A 26,466-nucleotide genomic window follows, 5' to 3' on the forward strand; every position below is an offset into this window, starting at 1 on the left:
CTACCTCATAGCGGAATGCGAAGGTTTCACGGCGCGTCCCGGGTCGAGGGACGGCGGATGAACAGTGGGAGGGTCGGCGCAGCGTGGCGAATGCGGAGCACAGTGTGCGCGGAAACGCGGTGACGGGGGCGAGGGCCGGGGCTGCCCGGGCTGTGCTCTGGCTGGTCGTCGCAGTGCTGGCGGGACGGCAGATGGCGGTGGTGCTGCGGCAGCCACCCGGTGAACGGCTCGCCGACCTGGAGACCTGGATCGGCGAGAACGGCGTACTGCATGTGGCGGGGTCGCTGTACGACAGCGACCGGTTCACCGGCACCCCCTTCGCCGGACTGGTCCTGAAGCCACTGACCCGCACAGCCGAACAGAGCCTGGGCGTCGCCTGGACCTTCGGTTCGCTGCTGCTGGTCGCCGTCCTCGGCATCGTCGCGGCCCGCGCCCTGCCGGGACCCGTCTCCCGCCGCACCTCGCTGCTGGCCGCCCCCGTCGCGATCAGCCTGCTCATGCTGTCCCTGCCGGTCCGTAACGCCCTCTATCTCGGCCAGACCAGCATTCTGCCGGTCCTGCTGGTGCTTCTGGGCTGCTTCGTGGTCCGCGGGGAACGGGCGTCCGGCGTACTGATCGGGATCGCCGCCGCGCTCCAGCCGACCATGCTGCTCTTCGCTGTCCTGCTGTGGCTCACCGGACGTCGTCGGGCCGCCGTGACGGGCGGCGGCGCGTTCGCCGCGTGCACCGCCCTGGCCTGGGCCGCGATGCCGCACGACTCGGTCACGTACTGGGTGCACCATGTCGCCGGCGCCGGGCTCGGAGACGGTGCGGACAGCCTCGCCAACCAGTCCCTGCACGGCGCGCTGCTCCGCTTCGGCCTTGCGGGCCCGCTCGAGATCGTGCTGTTCCTGCTGCTGGCCGCCGCCGTCTGCTACGTCGGGCTGCGCCGCGCCATACGCTATGCGCGGGACGGCCAGCTGCTCCTCGCTGTCGCCGTGACCGGCTGCGTCGCCGTCGCCGTCTCGCCGACCGCCTGGCAGCACCAGCTGCTGTGGGTGCTCCTCGCCGTCGTCGGCCGGGCCGGAACCCGCGCCTCCGACCGGCTGGTGTGGCCGGCCATCGTGGTGCTCGTGCTCACCCTGCCCGGGAAGACACTGCTGCCGGACTTCCCGGTCGCCCACCCGGTACGGGACAACGTGCTGCTGCTGGCGGCGCTCGGCGCGGCCTGCGCCGCACCGTTCCTGCCGCGCACCTCACCGTACTGGCAGCACCCGGTCCCCACGGACTACGCCGCCCCGGTCCCGGCCCGCTGGAGCCGCGTACCGTTGCTGCCGTTCTGGCGGCGGGTGCTCAGCCGCCCCAATCTGCTGCTCGAACTTCTGCTGATCCGGGTCGTCTACTCCGCGTACGCACAGGTCAGGCTCGCGGCCACGGCCGGCCGCGCCACCGCCGAGGAGCACGGACGGCAGATCCACTCGCTCGAACAGTGGCTGCACATCGACATCGAGCACTGGGCCAACCACACGGTCGTCCACATCGGCTGGCTGCAGGACTTCTTCGACTACTACTACTCGACGTTCCACTTCATCGTGCCGCTGACGATCCTGGGTGTGCTGTACGTACGCCGCCCCGCGGACTACCGCTGGGCCCGTTCCACCCTCGGCTTCGCCACCCTGGTCGCACTGCTCGGCTTCTGGCTCTACCCGCTGGCCCCGCCGCGGCTGATGCCGGGGCTCGGCTTCATCGACACGGTCCACGGCGTCCAGGACTTCGCGAAGCCCGACTACGGGACGCTGACCTCGATGACCAACCAGTACGCGGCGATGCCCTCGCTGCACTTCGGCTGGTCGCTCTGGTGCGGCATCATGATCGTGATGCTGGCCCCGAAGGTGTGGATGAAGGCGCTCGGGCTGCTGCACCCGCTGTTCACGGTCTCCGCGATCGTCGCCACGGCCAACCACTGGGTGCTCGACGCGGTGGGCGGGTCGCTGGTCGTCGGGACCGGATTCCTGCTGACGTACGTCCTGGCGGGGCCGAGGAGGCTGCAACCCGTGGCGGGGCCGCCGGACGGGGCGGACGGCACGACGTCCGCGGAACACGTGCCGGAGGAGATCGGCGAGGCGGTGGGCAGCAAGCGTTGACCGTGCCGCACCCGGCCCTGCTCCGCCAGGGGCCGGGCCGGGTGGGCGGTTGCCGGCCGAGGCCTTGGCAGGGCCTGCCGTTGATGACGACGCCGGTGCCGATCCGGCGGCCCCACTGGACGAAGACCAGGCAGTCGGTGCCCGCACGCGCACCTGCGTCCGTGCCGAAGGGGTGCCGGGACGAACCGCATCGTCCCGGCACCCCTTCGGCGTGGATCGCCGCGTCTTTCAGCATCCGCCGGTCCGGGGCGGCCCGCCACTCGAACGGCTCAGGGAGCGGGCGGTACTAGCGCCCAGGCGGCCAGCGACAGCGTGGCCATGGACACGACCGTTGACGCCACCACGGAGTTGCGGGCGAGGCTGGTGTCCAGGCCGTACTGGCGGGCGTAGATGAAGGCGTTCTGGGCCGTCGGGAGCGCGGAGCAGAGGACCACGGCGAGCAGCTGGTGGTCCGGCAGGTGCAGCAGCGGGCCGCCGACCAGGAACGCGATCAGGGGCTGGACCAGCGTCTTCAGCACGACCGCCAGGCCCACTTCCGTACGTCCTGCAGGCACCGTCGTCGCGGTCGTTGCCGGATCCGGGCGGCCGTGCAGGGACAGACCGAGGGTGATCAGGGCGGTGGGCACGGCGGCCGCGCCGAGCAGATCGCAGGAGTGTTCGAGGGCGTGCGGCAGCCGCACCCCGAGCGCGGAGACGACGACGCCGAGCATCGAGGCCATGATGATCGGATTGCGTACGGGCATGGTCACCATCCGCCGCAGCGCGACGCCCTTTCCGGAGCCCGCCCCCGTACCCGTGTCCAGCAGCGTCAGGATCACGGGGGAGATCAGCAGCACCTGGAAGAGGATGATCTGGGCGACGAACGACGCGTCACCGAGCACCTGGACCGCCACCGGGATACCGAGATTGGCGGAGTTGACGTAGCCGGACGCCATGCTGCGGATCGCCTGGTCGGCCGTCTTGCGGCCGAAGAAGCGCCGGGCGAGCACGAAGCCGAGGGCGGACACGAGCGCCGTGCCCGTCCCGAATGCCACCATCGAGGAGTTGGCGAAGGCGTCCAGTCGCGCACCGGAGACCATCGTGAACAGCGCCGCGGGCATGGCCACATGGAAGACGAACCGGCCGAGCACGGCTTCCGCCTGCTCGCCGAGCAGACCGCTGCGGCCGACCGCGTAGCCGATCGCGGTGAGTATCCAGATCGGGGCGAAGGCGGAGAGCAGGGCATGCATGGACGCCATGATCCTCAGAAAGCTGTCCACTGCCGGTACCGGGGGGCGGAGGACAGGAGGGGACGGGGCGCGGACGGGCGGCAGGGGCCGTGGCGTGGGAGGGACGGCCCCCGCCGTCCGGGAAATCCGCGAGCCGGTCAGCCGGCGGCGGTACGGACCCGGAGCTGCTTGATTCCGTTCAGCCAGGCGGAGCGCAGCCGCCGCGGGTCCTCGACCAGCCGCAGATCGGGCAGCACGTCCGCGATCGCGTTGAAGATCAGGTCGATCTCCATGACGGCGAGGGACTTGCCGAGGCAGAAGTGCGGTCCGCCGCCGCCGAATCCGAGATGGGGGTTGGGGTCCCGGGAGATGTCGAAGAGTTCCGGGCTCTCGAAGGCCTCGGGGTCGTTGTTGGCGGAGGAGTAGAACAGCCCGACCCGTTCGCCCTTCCTGATCTGCTCTCCGCCCAGTTCGAGGTCCTGGGTGGCGGTCCGCTGGAAGGAGACCACGGGGGTGGCCCAGCGCACGATCTCCTCGGCGGCGGTCTCCGGGCGCTCGCGCTTGTAGAGCTCCCACTCCTCGGGGTGGGTGAGGAAGGCGTGCATGCCGTGGCTGATGGCGTTTCGGGTGGTCTCGTTGCCGGCGACGGCGAGGAGGATCACGAAGAAACCGAACTCGTCCGAGGAGAGGTTGCCTTCGCCCTCCGCGGCGACGAGCTGGGAGACGATGTCCTTGGCGGGGCACTCCTTGCGTGCCGCTGCCAGGTTCATCGCGTACGAGACGATCTCCATGGCCGCCTCGGTGCCGACCTCTTCGGTGATCGCGTACTCGGGATCGTCGTACGCCGCCATCTTGTTGGACCAGTCGAAGATCTTGGACCGGTCCTCCTGCGGTACGCCGATGAGCTCGGCGATGGCCTGGAGCGGCAGTTCGACGGCGATATGGGTGACGAAGTCGAACGAGCCGTCGTCGGCGGCGGAGGCGAGGGCCGTCTCGACGATCGACCGGGCGCGGCTGCGCAGCGCCTGTTCCAGGGAACGGATGGCGCGGGGGGTGAAGCCGCGCTGGACGATCTGGCGGACCCGGGTGTGCTCGGGCGGGTCCATGTTCAGCATGATCAGCTTCTGGACGTCGATCTGATCGCGGCTGATCGTCTCGTTGAAGCGGATGACCGCGGTGTTGGTGTGGGAGGAGAACAGTTCAGGGTGTGTGGAGACGTACTTGACGTCCGCATGCCGGGTCACCACCCAGTAGCCCTCGTCGTCGAAACCGGAGATACCGGCCGGTTGGGTGCACCACCAGACCGGGGCGGTCTCCCTCATCCGGGCGAACTCCGGGTGCGGGATGCGGGCTTGGAGCAGGTCGGGATCGGTGAAGTCGAACCCTTCGGGCAGATGGGGGCAGGGCATCGGCAACTCCAGGTCGGTCCGAGGGGCGCCCGGACATTGTCTGACGACCCATCAGAAGTTGGCCGCAAGGTAGTAACGAGTTCTACAACTGGCAAGAGTTGTGGCCCGATCTGTTGCGCGAGGGGGGCGCGTGCGGGCTTCGAGGTGCGCCCGTTGTGCGTGCAAGGTGCGTGCACGGCTCTTGCGTACCGGGGGTAAGCCTCATAAGACTGCTTGCAGAACTAGAACGCGTACTAGTTCCTTCCGCGGGCGCCGGGACGCCCCTGCGGAAGCGCGAGGAGAGGACGAGCTCATGGCCGCGGAACCCGTCATCGTCGAAGCCGTACGCACCCCCATCGGCAAGCGCGGAGGCGCGCTCGCCAATCTGCATCCCGCCTATCTGCTGGGCGAGACCTACCGTGAACTTCTCGGACGCACCGGCATCCATGCGGACTGCGTGGAACAGATCGTCGGCGGTACGGTCACCCACGCCGGCGAACAGTCCATGAACCCGGCGCGCAACGCCTGGCTCACCGTGGGACTTCCGTACGAGACCGCCGCCACCACCGTGGACTGCCAGTGCGGCTCCTCGCAGCAGGCCTCCCACATGGTCGCCAACATGGTCGCGGCCGGAGTCATCGACATCGGCATCAGCTGCGGTGTCGAGGCGATGTCGCGCGTGCCGCTGGGCAGCGGCTCCAAGCACGGCCCGGGGAAGCCCTGGCCGGACGAGTGGAACGTCGACCTGCCCAACCAGTTCGAGGCCGCCGAGCGCATCGCCCGCAAACGGGGCCTCACGCGGGAGAACGTCGACTCGCTCGGGCTGATCTCGCAGGAGCGGGCGGCCGTGGCCTGGGCCGAGGAGCGGTTCAAACGGGAGACGTACGCGGTCCAGGTACCGACCACCGAGGAGGAGCAGGCGGCCGGTCAGGGCATGTGGCGCCTCGTCGACCGGGACGAGGGGCTGCGGGACACCACCATGGAGGGGCTCGCCCGGCTCAAGCCGGTCATGCCCACCGCGATCCACACCGCGGGCAACGTCTCGCAGATATCCGACGGAGCCTGCGCGATCATGTGGGCGTCCAAGCGGATGGCGCGGGCGCTGAAGCTCAAGCCGCGCGCCCGGATCGTCGCCCAGGCGCTCGTCGGTTCCGACCCGCACTTCCACCTCGACGGGCCGATCGACGCGACCCGCGCGGTGCTGGGCAAGGCCGGGATGTCGCTCAAGGACATCGACCTCGTCGAGATCAACGAGGCGTTCGCGTCGGTGGTGCTGAGCTGGGCCCAGGTCTTCGAGCGGGACCTCGACGGGCTCGCGAAGGTCAACGTCAACGGCGGCGCCATCGCGCTCGGCCACCCGGTGGGCGCCACCGGGGCCCGGCTCATCACCACGGCGCTGCACGAACTGGAGCGCCGCGACAAGGAGTTCGCGCTCATCACCATGTGTGCGGGCGGGGCGCTGGCCACCGGCACGATCATCCAGCGGCTGTGAGGATTTCCCCCGGCCGGGGGGTGGTGGTAGGTGCACCCCGGCCGGGGGTCCATGCCGCTGTCGGCGCCGCTCTCGACCGCACCGACGTCAGCGCCTTCCTCGCCTCGGGAGGCATGGACACGGGCACCGTCCGCTACGGCGTACGCGCCTACCGCCTCACGTACCGCACCCTCACCCCGCAGGGCGAACCCACCACCGCCACCGGTCTGTTCGTCCTCCCCAGGGGTGGCGCGCGCCGACCGCCTCGATCTGGTCTCCGACACCCACGGCACGATGGTCCACCGCGACTACGCGCCCTCCGCCGGCGAGGACTTCGGCCGGTTCGCCCCGTAGCTGCACGCCTCGGCCGGTCGCGCCGTCGCCGCGCCCGACTACCTCGGCCTCGGCAAGGGGCCGGGCCCGCACCCGTACATGGACACCGCCAGCCGACTTCGCCGCGTACGGTACGCGGGTTCCGGTGATCGACCAAGGGTCGACCGATCACAACGGGACCTTGATGAAGTCCGGTCCGCAGATCGTCCGCTGGTTCGACACGATCGGCGCAGCGGGACGGCGTCACCGCTGACCGGGCCGGACCTGGAGCCGACGGAGGGCCGGCGGCGGCCGGACACCGCGAACCGAGACCTCGTACCGGCCCCGTGCCCGGGGCCGGTGGACGGCTCAGTACCAGCTGTTGTTCTGCCGGAACGCCCAGGCGTCGCGCGGGCTGCCGCAGCGCGACTTCATGTAGTCCGGACCCCACTTGATCCGGGTCTGGGGGTTGGTCCTCCAGTCGGCACCGGCCGAGGCTCACGCCTCGGGGACCTCGAATGTGGCCTGGGCCTCGAAGGCCGCACGCCGCGTGGCCCGGCGCAGCGCCTTCAGCAACGTTCCGCCGACGACGAGGGTCAGCGCCATGGTCAGCACGGCCCGTCCCAGGTCCCAGCCCAGCGAAGTGGCCAGGCAGTACGCGAGGAAGCGGACCAGGTTCTCGGGCAGCGGGTCACCGGGATGGAAGGAGATGCCCGAGCCGAGGCCCGGCACGATCGTCCAGCCGTACAGGTTCATCACCGTGCCGTACGCGAACGCCGCCACACCCCCGTAGGCCGCGAGCATCAGCAGTTCGGCCCGCCCGCGCAGCCGGTCCGGGCCCGGCAGCAGCCCGGCGCCCATGGTGAACCAGCCCATCGACAGCATCTGGAACGGCATCCACGGGCCCACCCCGCCGGTGAGCAGCGCGGACGCGAACATCGTCACCGAGCCGAGCACGAACCCGAAGCCCGGGCCGAGCACCCGGCCGCTCAGCACCATCAGGAAGAACATCGGCTCCAGCCCCGCCGTCCCCGCGCCGAGCGGTCGCAGCGCGGCGCCGACCGCGGCGAGCACACCCAGCATCGCCACCGCCTTCGCGTCCAGGCCGGAGTCCGCGATCGTCGCGACGACCACCCCGACCAGCAGCGGAAGCAGCGCGGCGAACAGCCAGGGCGCGTCCTGGGAGTGCGCGAGGCCGGAGTCCGCGCCGGCCAGCAGCGGCCAGCCGATGGCGACGACACCGATCGCGCTGATCAGGAGCAGCGCGGCGATCGCACGCGGCCCGAGCCGCACCGCCCGCGCCTGCCGGTCGCCCGTGCGCCGGTCCCTCGGTGTTCCGGCCGCCCGTACGGCCCGTTCCCGGGGCGTCATGCGCCCGCCTCCAGCGCCGCGCGTACCTGCGGCACGGTCAGCCACTCCTGCGGGGCGAGGATCTTCGCGGTCTGCGGTGCGAACGCCGGGGACGAGACCACGACCTGCCGGGTCGGCCCGTCCGCGACGATCTCCCCGTCGGCGAGAATCACCACCCGGTGGGCCAGCTCGGCGGCGAGCTCCACATCGTGGGTGGCCAGGACGATCGCATGGCCCTCGGCCGCCAGACCGCGCAGCACGCGTATCAGGCGGGCCTTCGCCGCGTAGTCCAGGCCACGCGTCGGCTCGTCGAGCAGCAGCAGCGGGGGGCGCGCAGTCAGCACGATCGCCAGTGCCAGGGCGAGGCGCTGCCCCTCGGAGAGGTCGCGCGGGTGGGTGTCGTCCGGTACGTCCGGCAGCAGCTCGGAGACCAGGGCCCGGCAGCTGCCCGCCGCGGCGCCCGCGTCCGTGTCGGCCGCCGCGCACTCGGCGGCGACCGTGTCCGCGTAGAGCAGATCGCGCGGTTCCTGCGGTACGAGTCCGACCCGGCGCACCATGTCGCGCGGCGGCGTACGGTGCGGGGCCCGGCCGCCCACGTGGACCGTGCCGGCCGTGGGCTCGACCGTGCCGACGAGGGTGGCGAGCAGCGTGGACTTGCCCGCGCCGTTGCGGCCCATCAGGGCGACGGTCTCGCCGGGCGTGACGGAGAGCGTCACCCGGCGCAGCGCCTCGACGCGACCGCGCCGCACCCCCAGACCCTCGGCCCGGACAATTGCTTCCCCCGCGGGTCCCGGAGCGGGCTCCGGCTCGGGTGCGCGACGGCGTCCGAACAGCCCACGTCGTACCGGGGCGGCGGGCAGCGGTGCCGGGGCGGCAGGCGTCGCCGACGGGACGGCCGACGGCGGCTCGGCCGACGCCAGCCGTTCCCGCAGCCCGGTCGCCCGGCGTCGCGCATCGCGCACGGAGAGCGGCAGCGGTTCCCAGTCCGCCAGCCGTCCCAGCGCGACCACCGGCGGGTGGACCGGGGACACGGCCATGACGTCGGCGGGCGCACCCGTCACGGGTGCGGCGCCCGGCGACGGCAGCAGGACGACCTGGTCAGCGTACTGGACCACGCGTTCCAGCCGGTGCTCCGCCATCAGGACCGTCGTGCCCAGGTCGTGCACCAGCCGCTGGAGCACCGCGAGGACCTCCTCGGCCGCCGCCGGGTCCAGGGCGGACGTCGGCTCGTCCAGGACCAGCACCTTGGGGTGCGGGGTCAGCACCGAGCCGATCGCGACCCGCTGCTGCTGGCCGCCGGAGAGCGTCGCGATCGGCCGGTCGCGCAGCCCGGCGAGGCCCAGCAGATCGAGGGTCTCCTCGACCCGCCGCCGCATGACATCGGGGGCGAGCCCCAGCGACTCCATGCCGTACGCCAGCTCGTCCTCGACGGTGTCGGTGACGAAATGGGAGAGCGGGTCCTGGCCCACCGTGCCGACCAGATCGGCGAGTTCACGCGGTTTGTGGGTCCGGGTGTCGCGGCCGTCGACCGTGACCCGGCCGCGCAGCGTGCCGCCCGTGAAGTGCGGCACGAGACCGGAGACGGCCCCCAGCAGCGTCGACTTGCCGACCCCCGACGGACCGACGAGCAGCACCAACTCGCCCTCCGGGACCGTCAGATCGACGCCGGACAGCGTGGGGTGCGCCGCGCCCTCGAACTGCACCGAGACCTGCTCGAACCGGATCATCACTGTCCCTTCTCGGAGTGCGCGACGGGAGCGTCGGCCGGACCACCCACCGGGGGAGGCGCGGGCGCCACCACCGCGGGCAGCAGCCCGATCAGCACCGCCGCCGCGGGCCACAGCGGGAACTCCGGCGCGACCAGGGGTACGACCCCGGGGTGCAGCGCCTCCGGGTCGACGCCGGCCGCCAGGATCATCGCCGCCGCGACCACCGCACCCGACCCCGCCACCAGCCAGGCCCGCACACCCCACCGGTCAGGCCGGTAGCGGGTACGGACCGAGCGGGCGCCACCGAGCCGCAGCCCGGCCGTCGCGGCGACGAGCCCGGCGAGCAGCAGCGGCAGCCCGTAGACCGCGCCCTGCGAGGCCAGCAGTCCGTACGTACCGGCGCAGACCCCCAGCAGACCGCCGAGGGTGAGGACGTTCGTGGTGTGCCGGACGGCGGGCGGGACCTGCGCCGTACGCCCGTACCCGCGCGCGTCCATCGACGCCGCCACCGCCACCGACCGCTCCAGCGCACCCTCCAGCACCGGCAGTCCGATCTGCAGAACGGCCCTGATGCCCCCGGTCGGGCGGCCCCGCAGCCGGCGTGCGGTGCGCAGGCGCACCACATCGGCGACCATGTTCGGCGCGAACGTCATCGCGACGACGACGGCGACCCCCGCCTCGTACAGCGCACCCGGCAGCGACTTCAGCAGCCGGGCCGGGTTGGCGAGCGAGTTCGCCGCGCCGATGCAGATCAGCAGCGTGGCCAGCTTCGCCCCGTCGTACAGCGCGAAGAGCAGCTGCTCGGCGGTGACCCGGCCGCCGATCCTGACGCCCTGCGCCCAGTCCGGCAGCGGGACTTCGGGAAGGGTGAGCACCAGGTGCGTACCGGGGATCGGCGAGCCGAGGAAGACGGAGAACAGCAGCCGCACGGCGACGACGAACAGCCCGATCTTGATGAACGCCCCGTACGAACGCGCCCACGGCGCGTCCGTACGGCGCGCCGCCACGACATATCCGGCCACGCCCACCAGCAGCCCGAGCAGCAGCGGATTGCTGGTCCGGGACGCCGCGGTGGCCAGCCCGAGCGCCCACAGCCACCAGGCCCCGGCGGGCAGGGCATTGCTGCGGGTCGCCGCAGGCGCCCGCAGTGCATGGCTGAGCCGGACCGCGCCGGGGGAGGCGGTCATCCGCGCCGGCGGCGGGCCTGCAGGACGGCGGCGATGCCGAGCAGCAGGACGGCACCGAGGCCGACGAGCACCCCGGTGGACGGACCGCTGCGCCCGTTCCCGGGGTGAGAGGACGAGGGAGAGACGGACGCCGTGTGCCCGCTGCCGGAGACCTGCTCGCCGCAGCCCGAGGCGGGGTAGCCGGAGATCGCGCAGAGCAGGGCGTCGCTGCTGTAGCGCAGCGGCTTGGCCACCGAGGCGAGCGCCTCGGCGGCGCTCGCCCCGGGGGCGATCTGCGCGCAGGCGGTGCGCAGTGCGGGCGGCGTCTCCCCGGCCGGGGCGTCCGCCGCCGAGCCGGGGTCGATGACGAGCGCGACGCGCTTGGTGCCGTCCTTGGCGGGGGTGTCCGCGCAGACCGTCGCGAAGTCGGGGGTGCGGCGCGGCTTCGCCGAGTCCCGGGAGTCCTCGCTCACGGAGAACCGGAAGCCCTGCACCGCCCCGTCGTCGGGCCGGACGAGCGACGGGCCCTGGGTGGCGTAGGCCCAGCCGGACCCCTTGCCCTCCCAGAACGACCAGTAGCGGTAGCCGGCCGCATGGGCGGTGCCCGCGCCGAGCACGGTCAGAGCGGCGCCGAGCACCAGCAGCAGCGCGACGGCCACCCGTCCGCCGAACGCATTCCCCGCACGATTCCCCGCTCGGTTCACGGCTGCTGGGTCTTCCGGCGGCTGCTGATCAGGAAGCCGATGCCCGCACCGGCGGCGAGACCGATACCGACCAGCCACCACACCCCGAGACCGGCGTCGTCGCTGGTGCCGTCCTCGGCCGAGAAGTCGTCCGGGGTCGCACTGGGCGTGATGACGGCGGCGGGCGCGGGACCGCTCGCGTTCAGCTCCCGGACCAGGTCGACGCCGCCGAAGTCGCGGGCGTCGGCGCCGGTCGCGTGAGCGGCCAGGACCAGCTGGGCGTAGGCGGCGGGGCCGCTCTCCTCGGCCCAGCTCCTGGAGTTCTTCTGCAGCCAGCCGACCGCACCGGCCGCCTTGTTCTTGTGGCCCGCGGAGGCCAGGGCGACGACCGCGTCCGCGGTGTTGCCGAAGTCGGGCTGCGGGGTGGTGTCGTCGGCGCCCGGCATCGGCGGCAGGTTCAGGTGGTTGGCGTTCTTCGCGAGGGCGCCCGCGAGGTAGAAGGCACCGTTCCGGGCGGCCTGCTCCGGCTTGACGACGTCGCCCTTCCGGCAGGCCGGCGGCTTGCCCTCGACCGCGGCGTTGTCCCCGGCGGCCAGCCCCTTGCCCATCGAGCCGAGCACGGCGGCCGCGGTGGCGTCCGCATTCGCGGCGAGCTTCCCGGCCTTGTCGGGCTGGTACGCGAACGCGCCGCCGTCCGTGCCGCCGCACGGGATCGCGAGCGCGAGCAGCGCGTCGTACGGGGTTTTGCCGCCCGGATTCGTCATGTCGCCGATCCGCTGGCCCTGCCGGGCCAGCGCGCCGATCACCATCGAGGTGGAGTTGGCGTCGCTGGGGGAGCCCGCGTTGTAGCCCCAGCCGCCGTCCTCGTTCTGGATGGACTTCAGCCAGCGGACGCCGTTGTTGACGATGTCGCCGTGCCCGCCGACCTCCACCAGCGCCTGCACCGCGGCGGCGGTCGCATTGGTGTCCAGCATGGTCTTGGCGTCGCACGGCTTGGAGACATCGGCGCGGTACGAGGCGTAGGCGCCGCTCGCGCACTGCTGGGCGATCAGCCAGTCCACGGACTTCGTCGCGGGCACGACCCCCTCGACGCGCTGGGCGAGGAAGGCCAGCGACTGCCGCCAGACCCCGTCGTACGTCGGGTCCTTGGTGCCGTACAGCCCGGAGGGCAGCGCGACGGACGGGGTGGGGGAGGGGGACGGCGCCGCGACCGCGGCCGGGGCGGCGGCCGCACAGAGCACGGTGGCGGTGGCGGCGAGCGCTGCTGCGCTGCGGCGTACGGTCATGGCGGGCTGAGCCTCTCCTGGTGGGGAACCGGGCACAGGCACACTCAGGCACCAGGCTCCGGCCCCGTATTCCTCGACGGTGCCGGCCACCGGGGTTCCGGTGACGCGAGCCGGTCACGACCGCGGACAGGGCAGCCCGACTCACCGCTGTGTCAGCGGCTCACGGTTGCGTGGTCAGTGCCGGATTTGCACCGGCTTCCCCCTGAACGGGCATGATGACGACTCGCACACTCTACCGGGACGTAGCCCGCCCGCCCCGGGCGGAGGGCTGCCTCACACAGCGACGTACGTCACCGGCCCGCTGCCCGGCACCGCCTCCGCGCGCCCCAGCTTCACCAGGCGGCGCACATGAGCCTCCGCCTCGGAGACGGCAATGTTCCGCGAGCCGTACGGGATCTGTTCCCAGGGCCGGTTCCACTCCATCCGCTCGGCCAGTTGCCACGGTGTCAACGGGGTGGCGAGCAGGGCGAGCAGTCCGGTCAGCCGCTCCTCGTGATGGTCGAGAAGTTCCCGTACGCGCCCCGTCGCGTCCGTGAACGCGTACTGGTGGGCGGGCAGCACCTCGGCGACCCCGAGCCGGCCGATGTGCTCCAGCGAGTCCAGGTAGTCGCCCAGGGGGTCGGTGACCGTCGCGTCGTCCGGGTCCTCGTACAGCCCGATGTGGGGGCTGATCCCGGGCAGCAGATGATCGCCGGAGAAGAGACGGCCGCGGCCGGGCAGATCGGCCGGATGGTCCTCCTCCAGGTGCAGGCAGACATGGCCGGGGGTATGGCCCGGCGTCCAGATCGCCCGGAGCCGCCGGCCCGCGAGGTCGAGCAGCTCGCCGGGGACGATCTCGCGGTCCGGGAGGGCGGCGCGCAGTCCGGGGAGCGTGCGCATCCGGCCGCCCGTGCGGGCGGCGCGCAGTGGGGCGAGGTGCTCCTCCGGTGCGCCGGACGCGGCGAGCTTCGCCGCGAGATAGGCCAGCCAGGTGCCCGGTTCGGACTCACGGGTGCGGCGCACGATCGCGGTGTCCGCGGCGTGCATCGCGATCCACGCCCCCGATGCCTCGCGGACCTGTCCGGAGAGTCCGTGGTGGTCGGGATGGTGGTGGGTGATGACCACGCCGTGGATGCCGGCGATGTCCACGCCGACGGCGGCGACTCCGGCGACCAGGGTGTCCCAGGCGTCGGGGTCGTCCCAGCCGGTGTCGACGAGGACCGGCCCGCGGTCGGTGTCGAGGACATGTACCAGGGTGTGGCCGAGCGGGTTGTCCGGGATCGGGACCTTGGTGACTCCTCCACCCCCTGAAGGGGGGTGGCTTCTCGCTATGCCGGTTGGGCTTCGCGACGGACCAGCCCGGCCCGTAGAACGTTGATTGCTCCCACTGTGTCGGCGTGCGCGTTGTGGCCGCACACGGTGCAGTGGAACTTCTCCTGGGTGGGCCGGTTCTCCTTGGCGGTGTGGCCGCATGCGGGGCACCGCCGGGAGGTGTTGCGGGGGTCCACGGCCATCACTTCCCGTCCGGCGCTTTCAGCCTTGGCGTTCAGGATCGTCAGGAACACCCCCCAACCGGCATCGTTGATCGATCGGTTCAGCCCGGCTTTGCCCGCGGCCCTGTTGGGCAGGAAGCTGCCAGGCTGATCAGGGTCGGGCTTCGGTGCGGGGGCCCGACTCATGTTGCGGATCTTGAGGTCTTCGTGCGCGATGAAGTCGTGTTCGCGTACGAGGTCGAGCGCTGTTTTGTGTGCGTGGTCGAGCCGTTGGCGGCGGACCTTGCGATGCAGGGCGGCGACTTTCTCCACGGCCTTGCGTCGGCGCTTGGAGCCGCGCTTGCACCGGGACAGCGCCCGCTGAGCCCCTTCGAGCTTCCCCGCGGCCTTCCGCCCGTGACGCGGGTTCTCGACGAACCCGCCGCCCGAGTCCGCGAGGAAGTTGGCTATGCCCAGGTCGATACCGACCACGCTGCCGGTCGCGGGCAGCGGATCGGGCTGGGGCTGCTCGGCGGTCAGCACGACGAACCACTTACGGCCCTCGCGCTTGACCGAGACCGTCTTGACCCTGCCGGCCACCGGCCGGTGCTGGTGCACCTTGACGTGCCCGACCCCTTGAAGGCGCACGCGCGTGACGGGGTCGTGCGGGGTGGAGTCCCAGCGGCAGCCGTCTCCGTCCTTGGGGAAGTCCACCGTGTCGAACCGGCCCACTGTGCGAAAACGCGGATAGCCCGGCTTCTCACCGGCCTTGACCCGGCGGAAGAACGCGGCGAACGCCTTGTCCAGACGCCGCAGCGTCGCCTGCTGGGAGGAGAACGACCAGCGGCCCTGACGCTCCGGGTCGAACGCCCGGATCTCCTTGAGCTGCGCTGACTGTTGCCCGTACCGGACGGCGGTCTTCGACGTGTGGTGCCAGGCGTCGCGGCGCTCCTGCAACGCCCCGTTGTAGAGCGAGCAGTGATCACGCAGCATCTCACCGAGCGCGACCTGCTGGCCCACGGTGGGCCGCATGAGGAACTTGTACGCACGAATCACCCGGCCCACCCCCTCTTCGATCCGAGCCGACAGAACCACATTACTCTTGGTTCATGTCACCGCGCTGGGAACCAGATCCCGATGTACGACGAGGCCGTCACGTAATCTACAATCTTCACGCTCACTTGGTGTTCGTTACTCAATACCGGCGGAACGTCTTCAACGACGACATGCTGACGCGCTGCGAAGAGATCATGCGGAACGTCTGCACCGAATTCGGTGCGGACCTGATCGAGTTCAACGGCGAAGAGGGCCACGTCCATCTGCTGGTGCACTATCCGCCGAAAGTCGCCCTGTCGAACCTGGTGAACAGTCTCAAGGGCGTCTCCTCGCGCTACCTGCGCGCCGAGTTCACCGACCGCGTGAACCGGGCCACCATGCACGGACGCTTCTGGTCCGGCTCCTACTACGCCGGATCAAGTGACGGCGCACCACTCCAAGCGGTCAAGGACTACATCGACAACCAGAAGCACCCCGCCTGAGCAGGGCAGCATTCCGGAGCGACCCTGCGGCGCTCCGCGCCGCAGGGTTCAGGATCGGATTCCCTCCCCGCCTGAAGGCGGGGATTCCCTCCGAAGAGAGGGATGGACCACACGCCGCCGCCGTGCTCGGTCACCTGTGTCATGGGGCTTCCCTTCTCCCGTCTCGGCCCGCGGCTGCGCTGCGCCCACTGTAACGAGAACTCGTTCCAGTAGTAGCCCAGGACGACTATCGGCTTCAGGTCAACGGGTCTGCGAAGGGCCGCAGTTCCCCCGGTCGTGCGGATCGAAGGGAAAGACGTGTCACGGGCCCTGCCGCAGAGCGATCGCCAGGGCGGGGCGCCGGTGCCTCTCGGATCTGCCGGTCTCGTGGGGATGTCCGATGCGTGGACTCCTGGAACTGGAACTGGTATCAGTTCTGACACGAAGTCAGGTGTGGAGTCAGGTGCGGAGTCGGTACGTGCCGGGTCGCGGGAGGCAACAGCCATGACCGAGCTTGTGGAACACGGAAAACTGTTCATCGGCGGGGAGTTGGTCGATCCGCTGGGCCGGGACATCATCGAGGTCGTCTCCCCGCACACCGAACAGGTCATCGGCCGGGTGCCGCATGCCTGCGAGGGGGACGTGGACCGGGCCGTCGCCGCCGCCCGCCGGGCGTTCGACGAGGGGCCCTGGCCGCGGATGACCGTGGACGAGCGGATCGCGGTGATCACCCGGATCAAGGACGCGTTCGCCGCGCGGTACGAGGAGATCGCCCGGGTCATCAGCTCGGAGAACGGCACCCCGTACACCTCCAGCGTCATGGTGCAGGCCCTCGCCGCGATGATGGTGTGGGATGCGGCGATCACCGTCGCCCGCGGTTTCTCGCACGAGGAGCGCCGGGACGGGGCGCTCGGGCCGCTGCTCGTGCGCCGGGAGCCGGTCGGGGTGGTCGCGGCCGTCGTGCCGTGGAACGTCCCACAGTTCACCGCCGCCGCCAAACTCGCGCCCGCCCTGCTGGCCGGCTGCTCCGCCGTGCTCAAGGTCTCGCCCGAATCCCCCCTGGACGCCTACATCCTGGCCGAGATCGCCGCCGAGGCGGGACTGCCGGAGGGGGTGCTGTCGATCCTGCCGGCCGACCGCGAGGTCAGCGAGTACCTGGTCGGGCATCCCGGCGTCGACAAGGTGTCGTTCACCGGGTCCGTGGCCGCGGGGCGCCGGGTGATGGAGGTCGCCTCCCGCAACCTCACCCGCGTCACGCTGGAACTGGGCGGCAAGTCCGCCGCCGTGATCCTCCCGGACGCCGACCTGGACGTGGCCGTCGCGGGCATCGTCCCGTTCGCCTGGATGATCAACGGCCAGGCGTGCGTCGCCCAGACCCGCATCCTCGTCCCGCGCTCCCGCTACGACGAGTCGGCCGAGGCGTTCGCCGCCGCGGCGGGTGCGCTGAAGGTCGGCGACCCGCTCGACCCCGCCACCGAACTCGGTCCCCTGGTCGCGCGGCGCCAGCAGCAGCGCTCCCTCGACTACATCCGGATCGGCCAGGACGAGGGCGCCAAGATCCTTACCGGCGGCGGCCGTCCGGCGTCCCAGGAGCGGGGCTGGTACGTCGAGCCGACTCTCTTCGGCGACGTTGACAACTCCATGCGCATCGCCCGCGAGGAGATCTTCGGCCCCGTCATCTGCCTGCTGCCGTACAGCGACGAGGACGAGGCCGTACGGATCGCCAACGACTCCGACTACGGGCTCAGCGGCAGCGTCTGGACCGCCGACACCGAGCGCGGCATCGACATCGCCCGCCGGGTGAGGACGGGCACGTACAGCGTGAACACGTTCAGTCTCGACATGCTCGGGCCGTTCGGCGGCTACAAGAACTCCGGCCTGGGACGGGAGTTCGGCCCCGAGGGGTACGCCGAGTACTTCGAGCACAAGATGATCCACCTGCCGGCCGGATACGAGGGGGCGTGATGGGGGACCGCTGGTCCGTCGGGGTCGACCGCGGGGTCTGCATCGGCTCCGGGATGTGCGTGAACCAGGCGCCGGGCGGATTCACGCTGGACTCCGCCCGGCAGTCCCACCCGTCGGCCCCGGAGACCGACGCCAGCGAGACGATCCTCGCCGCGGCCGAGGGGTGCCCGGTCGAGGCGATCACGATCATGCTGATCGGCTCGGGGGAGGCTGTTTTCCCGCCGGAGGAGTAGGCGGAGAAGCAGACGGGGGCGGCGACGGGTCGGAAGTCGGTCCGTGTCCGACGCTGAGAACGGGGCGACAGCGTCTCCGCGGGAAGCCCCCGGAGAGAGGCGTGGCCTGGCTCTGGAGGTCGTTCATGGCGTGGGTGCCGGCGGCGTGGGCGTGATGGTCACCTGGTTGCCGTCCGGGCCGACGTGGACCGTGACGGCGTTCGGCAGGTGCACGTTGGCGGCGGAGAGGTAGACGGTGTCCGAGGCCGGGTCGAAGTAGAGCTGTGCGGAGTCGGCGCGCACCAAGCTCTCGTCGAGCACTCTGCTGTGGACCCACTGCGCCCCCGCCGGTGCGAACTCGGCGAGTTCGGCGGGAATGGAGATGCCTTCGGGCTCGGCCCCGACGACCGCCGGCTGCATCTGCGTGGACGCCGTCAGGACGGCCACCGAGCCGGGGTCGAGCTTCATGAGGGCGCTGATGTAGTAGTCCGTGGGGCCGGGCGCTCGGCTGTCCGCGCCGGGAGCCTTCTGCTGCCAGTGGGCCGAGACGACCCGACCGAGCTTCGGCAGGCGCTTGACCAGCGGCTCGGTGTCAGTGTGAATCTCGGGGGGCTTCGAGGCCTCGGCCTTCACGTCGGTGGCGGGCCTGACCGCGCAGCCGGTGACCACAGTTGCCGCCAGCAGGAGCGCGCTCACCCATACAAGAGATCTTTTACGCTCCGTCACTGCTTCCCCCACCTCGCTCAGGGTCTGCTGTTCTATCACATGGCCTGTGAGGGCCAACTGGTGTGCTCCCAGAGCCTGATGACCGGAGAGAGACAGACTCTCAGGCCGCGCACCCGTTGTCCGCGACCACGAAATACCCCGCCGGTGACTCCCGCAGCGTGTGTGTGACGAAGATGGTGTTCAGGAAGTACGCCGCCGTGCTCCCGCACTGGTCGGGGCCCGGGGCGGGGAGAGCGAGAAGCTGGTCGGCGCCTCCCCGGTCGCGCAGCTCGACGAGAGCCTGGCCGCGGTGGACCTGGAGCTGACCACCGAGCAGCGGGCGGCGCTCGACGCGGCCCACTGACAGCCCCGGACACGGCGCCCCGATTGCCCTGGACGCGGCCCGCCGGCGGCCCCCGGCGGGGGCCCGCACCATGTACGCCGCCACCATGCCGACGTACGACAGTGTGTGCACCGACCCCGTGTGACGCGGGCTCCGGCCTCCTTACGGTGACGACCATGGAGACTCCTCAGAGCCCGGATCACGGGCCCGCCCCGCACGCCGCCCCGGCCACCGTCCCGCCGTTCGCCGCCGGTCCCTCGCCGTCGCCCACGGACCGGCTCCTCGCCGGACGCACCGCCCTGGTCACGGGGGCGGCGAGCGGGATCGGGCGGGCCTGCGCACAGGCCCTGGCCGCCGCGGGAGCCCACGTCCACGTGGTGGACAAGGCCGCCGACGCCGCAGAGGATCTGGCCCGGGCGATCGGCGGGACGGCGTGGGTCCTCGATCTCTCCGTCCCCGACGCGGTCGACACGCTGCCCGCCGACGCGGACATCGTGGTCAACAACGCCGGGCTCCAGCACGTCGCCCCCGTGCACGCGTTTCCGCCGGACCGCTTCGCGCTGATCCAGCGGGTCATGGTGGAAGCCCCGTTCCGCATCTTGCGCCGGACCCTGCCGGGCATGTACGAACGCGGCTGGGGGCGCGTGGTCAACATCTCGTCCGTCCACGGTCTGCGGGCCAGCCCCTACAAATCGGCCTATGTGACGGCCAAGCACGCACTGGAGGGACTCAGCAAGGTGGTCGCGCTCGAAGCGGCGGAGCACGGGGTGACGAGCAACTGCGTCAACCCCGGGTACGTACGCACGCCCCTGGTCGAGAACCAGATCGCGGACCAGGCCCGTGCGCACGGCATCTCCGAGGAGGAGGTCGTGGGCCGGATCATGCTGGAACGCAGCGCGATCAAGCGCCTGATCGAACCCGACGAGGTCGCCGAGGCCGTGCTGTGGCTCTGCGGGCCGCGTACCCGGCACATCACCGGAACCTCCCTCTCCATGGACGGCGGCTGGACCGCCAACTGATCCCCTTCCCCTACGAACGCCGGTCGCCCATGTCTGAACCGTCCGCCTCCGCCGCGCCCCACCTGCGCCTCCTCCTCGACCTGCTGGCCGAGGACGCCCCCGCCGAGGCGCTGGGAGCCGTCTCCTCCCAGGCGCGGGCGGCCGGTGTCCCCGAGGGCGAACTCGCCGAGGTGGAGGCGGCCACCGCCACCGCCCTGCGGATCAGGGGCGCCCTGCGCCAGCACCGGCGCCGCGAGCTCCAGCTCACCGCGCTCTTCGACACCGCGGGCGATCTGGCCGCCTCCCGGGATTTGGACGACGTACTGAAGGCGATCGTCCGGCGGGCCAGGATGCTGCTCGGCACGGACACGGCGTATCTCACGCTCCCCGACGAGGAGGCGGGGGACACCTACATGCGGGTGACCGACGGGTCGGTGTCGCTCCTCTTCCAGCGGCTGCGGCTGGAACTCGGCGAAGGGCTCGGCGGCCTGGTCGCGCAGACCGCGAGCCCGTACGCCACCCCCGACTACCGCACCGACGAGCGCTTCCACCACACCCGCAACATCAACGCCGGGGTACTCGACGAGGGGCTCGTCGCCATCCTGGGCGTGCCCCTGCTCCTGGGCTCCAGCCGCGGCGGTACGGGAAAGGTCATCGGCGTCCTCTTCGCCGCCGACCGCGCGCCCCGCGTCTTCAGCCCCGACGAGGTCGCCCTGCTCTGCTCGCTCGCCGCACACGCCGCGATCGCCATCGACACCGCCCGCGCACTCGCCGACACCCGGTCCGCCCTGGACGAACTCGCCGAGACGAACGCCGAGCTGGCCGAGGCCAACGCGGCCGTACGGGCCCACTCGGCGGCCATGCGACGGGCCGAGGAGTCCCACGACCGGCTGACCGACCTGGTGCTGCGCGGCCGCGACGTCAAGGACGTCGCCGCGGCGGTCGCGGGGCTGCTGGACTCCCCGCTCACCATCCACGACCCCGGCGGGCGGCCCCTGGCGGCCGTCCGGCCCGACGGTGCGGACTTCGCCGCCGACAGCATGGACGCCGGGTGGCTGGCCGAGACCGCCGAGGAGTCCCGTACGGGAGCCCGCGCCGTGCACCGCGACGGGCGGGTGATCTGCGCCGTCCTCGCCGGGCAGGAACTCTTGGCCGGCCTGGTCCTGCACCGCCGCGCACCGCTCGACGACTCCGACCGGCGGCTGTTCGAGCGTGCCTCGGTGGTCACGGGTCTCCTGCTGCTGTTGCGGCGCACGGTCGCGGAGACCGAGAACCGGATCCGCGGGGAGCTGATCAGCGACCTGCTCACCGACGCGGACCGCGACCCGGCCGGGCTCGCCGAACGCGGCCGGCGCCTCGGCATCGACCTCGACCGCCCGCATCTGCTGCTGGTGGCCGAGAGCGGCACCCGGGAGCGGCTGGCCCCTGCCGCGATGCGCTATCTGTTCGGCGGTGACATCCACGGGGTGAGCGCCGAACACGCCGGGAACGTGGTGCTGTTGATCGATACCGGTGACCGCGGCCCGGCCGCCGGTGACGCGGCGCGCGCGGCGGCGGCACAGCTCGGGCAGCTGATCCAGGCCCCCGTCACCGTCGCCGCCACCGGACCGGCCCGCGGCGCCCGGGAGCTGGCCTCCGCATACGGGGAGGCCGCCCGCTGCCTGCGCGCCATGCGGGTCCTGGGGCGTACGGGGGAAGGCGCGTGCGTCGAGGAACTCGGTTTCCTGGGCGTTGTGTTGGGCAACGCCCAGGACGTCGACGGCTTCGTCTCGGCGACGCTGGGGCCCTTGCTGGAGTACGACGCGCAGCGCGGCACCCATCTCGTGCGGACGCTCGGCGCCTATTTCGGGTCCGGGGGCAGCCTCATCCGCGCCAAGGACGAACTCCACGTGCACGTCAACACGGTGGTGCAGCGGCTGGACCGGGTGCAGGTGCTGCTGGGGCGGGACTGGAACGAGCCCGGGCGGGCGCTGGAGCTGCAACTCGCTCTGCGGTTGAATGCGTTGACGGGTGGGCGGGAGCGGTAGTGGCCGTCCGGCCGCTTGGGGCGGGTTCCGCTGTCCGTGTCCTCAAGCGCCGGACGGCTGAAGAGATGTCCTCAAGCGCCGGACAGGCCGGAGGCGCCGGACATCGTCAGCAAGTGGCCGGCGATCTCGTTGCCGCCCGCTTCTCCCGTCAGCAGTGTGTAGTGGTTGACGTTCCGTACCGGTACCGGCGTCACCCCGGTCCCCCCGAGGTCCGCCGCCGCCAGGCGGGTCTCGTCGTACAGGCCCTGCTCCTCGTTCATCAGGCCCCGCTGCGCCCACAGCAGCGTCGCCGGGACCGGTAGCTTCCGTACCGCCGTCAGCGCCTCCTCGTCGAAGAGGCCGATGCCGTCGGCGCGTACGGCCTCGATCCGGCAGGTGGAGTGCATGGCGGGTTCGGCCCCGGTCAGATCGCGCTGGATGTACGCGTCCACCTCGGCCGACCAGGCATCCGCGAACGCGGGGTGCGCCTGCCAGAAGGAGCGGTACGCGGCCCGGTCCGGGAAGGTCATCGACAGCCGGTCCATGGCCGGGCCGATCACGGCGGTCAGCAGCTCGTCCGGGGAGAGATGCGTGGGGGCGGGGAAGCCGATGCCGCCGTCGACCAGCAGCAGCGGCCCGAACCGCTCCGGGTGCCGTACGGCGGCCAGCGCCGTCACGAACGCGCCCATAGAATGGCCCGCCAGCACAACCCGGCCCAGGCCCAGGCCCAGGGCCTCCGTCAGCGCGGCGACGTCATCGGCGTGCTGGGCGATCCCGTATGGCCCCGGCAGGGCGGAACTCCCGGCCCTGCCACGCAGATCCGGGGCGATCAGGGTGACGTGGCCGGCGAGTAGCCCGGCCACCGGGCCCCAGGACAGTGCGTTGGCCGTGATGCCGTGCAGGGCGACGACGACCGGGGCGTCCGGCTCCCGGGCCGGCCACCTCAGTACCGCCAACTCGCCGCCGTTCACGGGGACCTGAATCTCTTCGTACGGAATCACGGCTGTCCGTTCTCCTTCCGGGCGCGCTTCGGGGGTGTTTCGTCGGCGGGGCCGCGGCGCGGCACCAGCCGGGACGGCAGCCGGGCCAGGCCGCCGGGCAGCAGGTGTACGACGGCCACGAACAGCACGCCGAGCAGGAACAGCGGCTGGGAGAGCGGTACCCGCAGCACCGCGGGAAGGTCGGCGACCGCACCCGATCCGGCGAGATCGCCGAGCCGGTGGTCGGCCCACGTGTAGAGGATGCCGCCGGCCATCGGCCCCCAGCGGGTGCCCGAGCCACCCAGCACCACCATCACGAGCAGCGACAGCGTGAAGTCCGACGTCGTCGTCTGGGGGGTGGAGCCGCCGGTGAGCAGCAGATGGACGAGCCCGCCGAGCGCGGCCAGCGCACCGGCCAGGACGAACGCCGTCAGCTTGAACCCGTACGGCTTCAGCCCCAGCACCTCCACCCGGCGCTCGTTCTCCTTGATGCCCTCCCAGACGCGCCCCGTCGGGGAGCGGACCGCCCAGTGGACGACGGCCAGGGTGAGGACGAGATAGCCGAGCGCGACCCAGTACAGGTTTGCCGTGTGCTCGATGCCCACGAGCCCGGACGGCAGCAGCTCGGCGGGCGCGGCCCGGCCCTCCTCGCCGCCGGTGAAGCCGCCGGGGTTGCGGGAGACGAGGATCGAGCCCGCCTGGGCGAAGGCCAGCGTCACCATGGAGAAGCCGATGCCGGTGACGCGCAGGCTCACCGATCCCAGCACCAGTGCGAGCGCGATCCCGAAGCAGACGCCGACCGGCGCGGAGACGGCGAACGGCAGTCCGGCCTCCAGCATGATGGTGTTGGTGGCGTAGCTGCCCGCCGCGAAGTACAGGGCATGCCCGAAGGAGAGCAGCCCGGTCCGGCCGAGCAGCAGGTCGTAGCCGGTGGCCAGGGCGCCGAACAACAGGCAGGTGGCGAGGAGTTGCAGGCTGCCCGGACTGCCCAGCGGGCCGTCGAGCAGTCCCGGCAACGGCAGGGCGCTGTACGGAGCGACGATCAGCAGCACCAGCACGACGGCCGGCCACCAGCGCAGCAGCCGGGCCGTGTTCGCGCGCACCGGTGCGTCGGACGGTGCCGCGGGCGTTCCGCTCGTGCGGTCGGGTGTCCCGGTCACGGTGCTCACGCGAGCCTCCCGGTCAGTCCGCGCGGCCGTACGAGCAGCAGCGCGGCGAGCAGGACGACGACGGCCAGGTCGCCGAGGCCCGCTGCGGTGTAGTAGTTGGCGAACTGTTGGACCAGGCCGATCACGACGGACGCCACGGCGGCGCCGGTCACCGAGCCCATGCCCCCGGTGACGACCACGACGAACGCGAAGATCAGCAGCGAGGTGCCCTGCCGGGGGTCGACCGAGCCGAAGTACAGCCCGCCGAGCGCCCCGCCGAGCGCGGCGGCCGAGCCGCCGATCGCGAAGACGAGGGTGAACGCCTTGCGGACGTCGATGCCGAGCGCGGTCACCATCGCCCGGTCCTCGACCCCCGCCCGTACGACCAGTCCGTGCCGGGTCCGTCCGAGGAAGAGCCGCAGCGCGATCAGCACCACGACCGCCGCCGCGATCAGCACCAGCCGGTTGACCGGGACCTCCGCGCCCAGCAGGGAGAATGTGCCGGACAGCGCCTCGGGCCCGGGGAAGGTCCGGGCGTCCGAGCCCCAGATGCCCGACAGCAGCGCCGGGACGGCGAGCCCCACCCCGACCGTGGCGAGCACCTGCTCGCGCGGCCGGGTGTAGAGCGGGCGGACGACGGTGAGTTCCAGCAGCACCGCGGCGGCGGTGCCCACAGCCGTACCGAACAGGACCGCGAGGACGAAGCCCGCACCGCCGGGGCCCGCGCCCGGCAGATTGCCGGACGCCGCCCACCAGGTGCCGTACGCGCCGATGGAGAGCAGCGCCCCGTGCGCGAAGTTGAGCACGTCCATCAGCCCGAAGATCAGCGAAAGCCCCGACGCGATCAGGAAGTAGAGCGCCCCCAGACCGAGTCCGGTCATGGTGAGCAGCACAAGGGTGGACATCAGGAATCCTCCTCCGCGTTCCGGGAAGGGACGGGGGCGGCCGGGCCGTGCCCCACGCCCAGCAGCCGGCGCGCCGCCTCCGCGTCGCCCAGCAGCTCACCGGCCGGTCCCTGATGGGCGGTCCGGCCGTCGGCGAGCACTGTGCAGTGCGCGGCGAGGCGCCGTACGACGGCGAGGTTCTGCTCCACGAGCAGCACCGGCACCGCCTCGGCGGCCCGCTCCAGCACCTCGGCGACCTCGGTGACCACCTTGGGCGCCAGACCCTTGGTGGGTTCGTCCGCGATGATCAGCCGGTTTCCGCCCAGCAGGGTGCGCCCGATGGCGACCATCTGCTGCTGCCCGCCGGACAGCGTCCCGGCCAACTGGCGCTCCCGGCGTTTCAGTTCGGGGAAGAGCTCATGGACGAGGGGGTACGCGGGTGCGCCCGCCCCGCGCCGCTCGGCCAGCCGCAGGTTCTCCGCCACGGTCAGTCCGGCGAAGATGCCGCGGTCCTCGGGGGCGTAACCGATGCCCCGCCGCACCAGCGTGTGGGTGGGCAGTGCCACGGTCTCCTCACCGTCGAGCCGGACGCTTCCGGTGCGCGGGACGAGGCCGAGGACGCCGCGCACGGTCGTGGTCTTCCCGGCGCCGTTCCGGCCGAGGAGCGCGGTCACCCCGTGGCGGGCGACATCGAGGTCCACGCCGTGCAGGATGTGCCGTCCGCCGATGAGAACCCGCAGGTCCCGTACGACGAGCAGGGTTTCCGTCGTCACAGGCCCTCCCCGAGATAGGCCTGCTGCACGGTCGGGTCGGCGGTCACGGCCTCGGGGGTGTCCAGCGCCAGCAGCCGGCCGTGGTGCATCACGGCCAGCCGGTCGGCCAGTCCCAGCAGTACGTCCATGTGGTGCTCGACCATGAGGACGGTGCGGCCCTCGTCCCGGTGCAGGGTGCGGATCAGTTCGGTGAGCGCGGGGACCTCCTCCGCGCTCACCCCGGCCATCGGTTCGTCGAGCAGCATCAGCCGCGGCTCGCCCACGAGCAGCACCGCCAGCTCCAGCTTCCGCTTCTCGCCGTGCGACAGCTCGGACGCCAGCGCCCGTGCGCGGTGGCCGAGTCCGGTGCGCTCCAGTACGCCGCGCACCTCGTCGGTGTACGGGGAGGCGCGCCGCCACACGCGGTACGAGCCGCCCCCGGCGGCCTGGGCGGCCAGCCGGACGTGGTCGGCCACGCTCATTCCCGGCCAGAGGCTGGACGTCTGGAACGTCCGGCCGATGCCGCGCCGGGCCCGGACGTGCGCGGGACGGCCGGTCAGGTCCGTACCGTCCAGCGCGATGGTGCCCGAGGTGGCCGTCGTCAGCCCGCTGATCAGATTGAACAGCGAGGTCTTGCCGGCCCCATTGGGGCCGATGAAGGCCAGGAACTCGCCCTCGCGGACATCCAGGGTGATGTCCTCGACGATGGTCGCCCCACCGACGCCCCAGCCCAGTCCGGCCAGTTGAAGCACGGGGGCGGTGGAGTGCGCCGCGCTCCCGTGATCCGTCGTGATGTCAGGTGCTGCCAC

Annotated in this window: 22 protein-coding genes, 3 pseudogenes and 1 riboswitch; of the genes and pseudogenes, 9 read left to right on the forward strand and 16 right to left on the reverse strand. The window is 71.9% G+C overall.

All coding sequences use genetic code 11. The features are described 5' to 3' along the window. Nucleotides 1-152: 152 nt before the first annotated feature. Nucleotides 153-2,123, forward strand: coding sequence for a bifunctional glycosyltransferase 87/phosphatase PAP2 family protein (locus tag ACWD6R_RS06075; protein ID WP_451817713.1), 1,971 nt, complete (start codon nt 153-155; stop codon nt 2,121-2,123). A 269-nt stretch (nt 2,124-2,392) separates the two neighbouring features. Here ACWD6R_RS06075 and ACWD6R_RS06080 read toward each other — a convergent pair whose 3' ends face one another. Beyond that, nucleotides 2,393-3,361 carry an AEC family transporter gene (locus ACWD6R_RS06080; RefSeq protein WP_451817621.1) on the reverse strand — a complete coding sequence of 323 codons (969 nt, stop codon included), beginning with the start codon at nt 3,359-3,361 and terminating at the stop codon, nt 2,393-2,395. 128 nt (nt 3,362-3,489) lie between these two features. Further along, entirely contained in the window at nt 3,490-4,740 is a 1,251-nt protein-coding gene (locus ACWD6R_RS06085; protein WP_451817622.1) for a cytochrome P450, read from the reverse strand. 292 nt (nt 4,741-5,032) lie between these two features. Between ACWD6R_RS06085 and ACWD6R_RS06090 the strand changes: the two genes are divergently transcribed. Together ACWD6R_RS06090 and ACWD6R_RS06095 are read left to right on the forward strand one after the other, a co-directional pair. Then, the gene (locus ACWD6R_RS06090) at nt 5,033-6,211 is read left to right on the forward strand and encodes a steroid 3-ketoacyl-CoA thiolase (RefSeq protein ID WP_451817623.1); all 1,179 of its coding nucleotides are present in this window, start codon (nt 5,033-5,035) and stop codon (nt 6,209-6,211) included. A 65-nt stretch (nt 6,212-6,276) separates the two neighbouring features. After that, a pseudogene (locus ACWD6R_RS06095) lies at nt 6,277-6,637 on the forward strand (alpha/beta hydrolase); the annotation flags it as partial. A 234-nt stretch (nt 6,638-6,871) separates the two neighbouring features. Here the strand turns inward: ACWD6R_RS06095 and ACWD6R_RS06100 are convergent. The 8 genes and pseudogenes from ACWD6R_RS06100 to ACWD6R_RS06135 all read right to left on the reverse strand — a co-directional run. Beyond that, nucleotides 6,872-7,000: pseudogene (locus tag ACWD6R_RS06100) on the reverse strand (aggregation-promoting factor C-terminal-like domain-containing protein); the annotation flags it as partial. Beyond that, on the reverse strand, nt 7,001-7,873 hold the full coding sequence (locus ACWD6R_RS06105; protein WP_451817624.1) for an ECF transporter S component: 873 nt from the start codon (nt 7,871-7,873) through the stop codon (nt 7,001-7,003). After that, the gene (locus ACWD6R_RS06110; protein WP_451817625.1) at nt 7,870-9,579 is read right to left on the reverse strand and encodes an ABC transporter ATP-binding protein; all 1,710 of its coding nucleotides are present in this window, start codon (nt 9,577-9,579) and stop codon (nt 7,870-7,872) included. Before ACWD6R_RS06110 ends, ACWD6R_RS06105 begins: the two co-directional genes overlap by 4 nt. Further along, entirely contained in the window at nt 9,579-10,748 is a 1,170-nt protein-coding gene (locus ACWD6R_RS06115; protein WP_451817626.1) for an energy-coupling factor transporter transmembrane component T, read from the reverse strand. Before ACWD6R_RS06115 ends, ACWD6R_RS06110 begins: the two co-directional genes overlap by 1 nt. Next, nucleotides 10,745-11,431, reverse strand: coding sequence for an SCO2322 family protein (locus ACWD6R_RS06120; RefSeq protein ID WP_451817627.1), 687 nt, complete (start codon nt 11,429-11,431; stop codon nt 10,745-10,747). Before ACWD6R_RS06120 ends, ACWD6R_RS06115 begins: the two co-directional genes overlap by 4 nt. Beyond that, nucleotides 11,428-12,696, reverse strand: coding sequence for a prenyltransferase/squalene oxidase repeat-containing protein (locus ACWD6R_RS06125; protein ID WP_451817628.1), 1,269 nt, complete (start codon nt 12,694-12,696; stop codon nt 11,428-11,430). Before ACWD6R_RS06125 ends, ACWD6R_RS06120 begins: the two co-directional genes overlap by 4 nt. Before the next feature lie 129 nt (nt 12,697-12,825). After that, a riboswitch (cobalamin riboswitch) is annotated at nt 12,826-12,898 on the reverse strand. A gap of 71 nt (nt 12,899-12,969) precedes the next feature. Then, nucleotides 12,970-14,007 (reverse strand): MBL fold metallo-hydrolase, encoded by a 1,038-nt coding sequence (locus ACWD6R_RS06130; RefSeq protein WP_451817714.1) that lies wholly within the window; start codon nt 14,005-14,007, stop codon nt 12,970-12,972. Continuing rightward, nucleotides 14,004-15,203 carry an RNA-guided endonuclease InsQ/TnpB family protein gene (locus ACWD6R_RS06135; protein WP_451817629.1) on the reverse strand — a complete coding sequence of 400 codons (1,200 nt, stop codon included), beginning with the start codon at nt 15,201-15,203 and terminating at the stop codon, nt 14,004-14,006. The genes ACWD6R_RS06130 and ACWD6R_RS06135 overlap by 4 nt, the downstream gene beginning before the upstream one ends. Before the next feature lie 53 nt (nt 15,204-15,256). On the opposite strand from ACWD6R_RS06135, the gene tnpA reads away from it, so the two are divergent. From tnpA to ACWD6R_RS06150, 3 genes are all read left to right on the forward strand, one after another. Continuing rightward, nucleotides 15,257-15,685 (forward strand): IS200/IS605 family transposase, encoded by a 429-nt coding sequence (gene tnpA, locus ACWD6R_RS06140; RefSeq protein WP_451817630.1) that lies wholly within the window; start codon nt 15,257-15,259, stop codon nt 15,683-15,685. A 483-nt stretch (nt 15,686-16,168) separates the two neighbouring features. Continuing rightward, on the forward strand, nt 16,169-17,629 hold the full coding sequence (locus tag ACWD6R_RS06145) for an aldehyde dehydrogenase (protein ID WP_451817631.1): 1,461 nt from the start codon (nt 16,169-16,171) through the stop codon (nt 17,627-17,629). Continuing rightward, nucleotides 17,629-17,862 (forward strand): ferredoxin, encoded by a 234-nt coding sequence (locus ACWD6R_RS06150; protein ID WP_451817632.1) that lies wholly within the window; start codon nt 17,629-17,631, stop codon nt 17,860-17,862. Before ACWD6R_RS06145 ends, ACWD6R_RS06150 begins: the two co-directional genes overlap by 1 nt. A 123-nt stretch (nt 17,863-17,985) precedes the next feature. Here the strand turns inward: ACWD6R_RS06150 and ACWD6R_RS06155 are convergent, their stop codons facing one another. Then, complete coding sequence (locus ACWD6R_RS06155) at nt 17,986-18,537, reverse strand: hypothetical protein (RefSeq protein ID WP_451817633.1); 552 nt, start codon at nt 18,535-18,537, stop codon at nt 17,986-17,988. 271 nt (nt 18,538-18,808) lie between these two features. On the opposite strand from ACWD6R_RS06155, the pseudogene ACWD6R_RS06160 reads away from it, so the two are divergent. From ACWD6R_RS06160 to ACWD6R_RS06170, 3 genes and pseudogenes are all read left to right on the forward strand, one after another. Beyond that, nucleotides 18,809-18,910, forward strand: a pseudogene (locus ACWD6R_RS06160) (aldo/keto reductase); the annotation flags it as partial. A 155-nt stretch (nt 18,911-19,065) separates the two neighbouring features. After that, nucleotides 19,066-19,908 carry a 3-hydroxybutyrate dehydrogenase gene (locus ACWD6R_RS06165; RefSeq protein ID WP_451817634.1) on the forward strand — a complete coding sequence of 281 codons (843 nt, stop codon included), beginning with the start codon at nt 19,066-19,068 and terminating at the stop codon, nt 19,906-19,908. Between the two features lie 29 nt (nt 19,909-19,937). Next, on the forward strand, nt 19,938-21,914 hold the full coding sequence (locus tag ACWD6R_RS06170) for a helix-turn-helix domain-containing protein (RefSeq protein WP_451817635.1): 1,977 nt from the start codon (nt 19,938-19,940) through the stop codon (nt 21,912-21,914). Nucleotides 21,915-21,985: 71 nt separating this feature from the next. Here the strand turns inward: ACWD6R_RS06170 and ACWD6R_RS06175 are convergent, their stop codons facing one another. The 5 genes from ACWD6R_RS06175 to ACWD6R_RS06195 are packed head-to-tail and all read right to left on the reverse strand — an operon-like array spanning nt 21,986 to nt 26,466. Continuing rightward, the gene (locus ACWD6R_RS06175; protein WP_451817636.1) at nt 21,986-22,894 is read right to left on the reverse strand and encodes an alpha/beta fold hydrolase; all 909 of its coding nucleotides are present in this window, start codon (nt 22,892-22,894) and stop codon (nt 21,986-21,988) included. Continuing rightward, nucleotides 22,891-24,042: a branched-chain amino acid ABC transporter permease gene (locus ACWD6R_RS06180; protein WP_451817637.1), complete on the reverse strand. Its 1,152-nt coding sequence runs from the start codon at nt 24,040-24,042 to the stop codon at nt 22,891-22,893. Before ACWD6R_RS06180 ends, ACWD6R_RS06175 begins: the two co-directional genes overlap by 4 nt. Further along, nucleotides 24,039-24,926, reverse strand: coding sequence for a branched-chain amino acid ABC transporter permease (locus ACWD6R_RS06185; RefSeq protein WP_451817638.1), 888 nt, complete (start codon nt 24,924-24,926; stop codon nt 24,039-24,041). Before ACWD6R_RS06185 ends, ACWD6R_RS06180 begins: the two co-directional genes overlap by 4 nt. Continuing rightward, complete coding sequence (locus tag ACWD6R_RS06190; protein ID WP_451817639.1) at nt 24,926-25,678, reverse strand: ABC transporter ATP-binding protein; 753 nt, start codon at nt 25,676-25,678, stop codon at nt 24,926-24,928. The genes ACWD6R_RS06185 and ACWD6R_RS06190 overlap by 1 nt, the downstream gene beginning before the upstream one ends. Next, a complete protein-coding gene (locus tag ACWD6R_RS06195; RefSeq protein WP_451817640.1) occupies nt 25,675-26,466 on the reverse strand; it encodes an ABC transporter ATP-binding protein in 792 nt (263 codons plus the stop codon). Before ACWD6R_RS06195 ends, ACWD6R_RS06190 begins: the two co-directional genes overlap by 4 nt.

It is taken from the genome of Streptomyces sp. NPDC005151, from assembly GCF_053599875.1.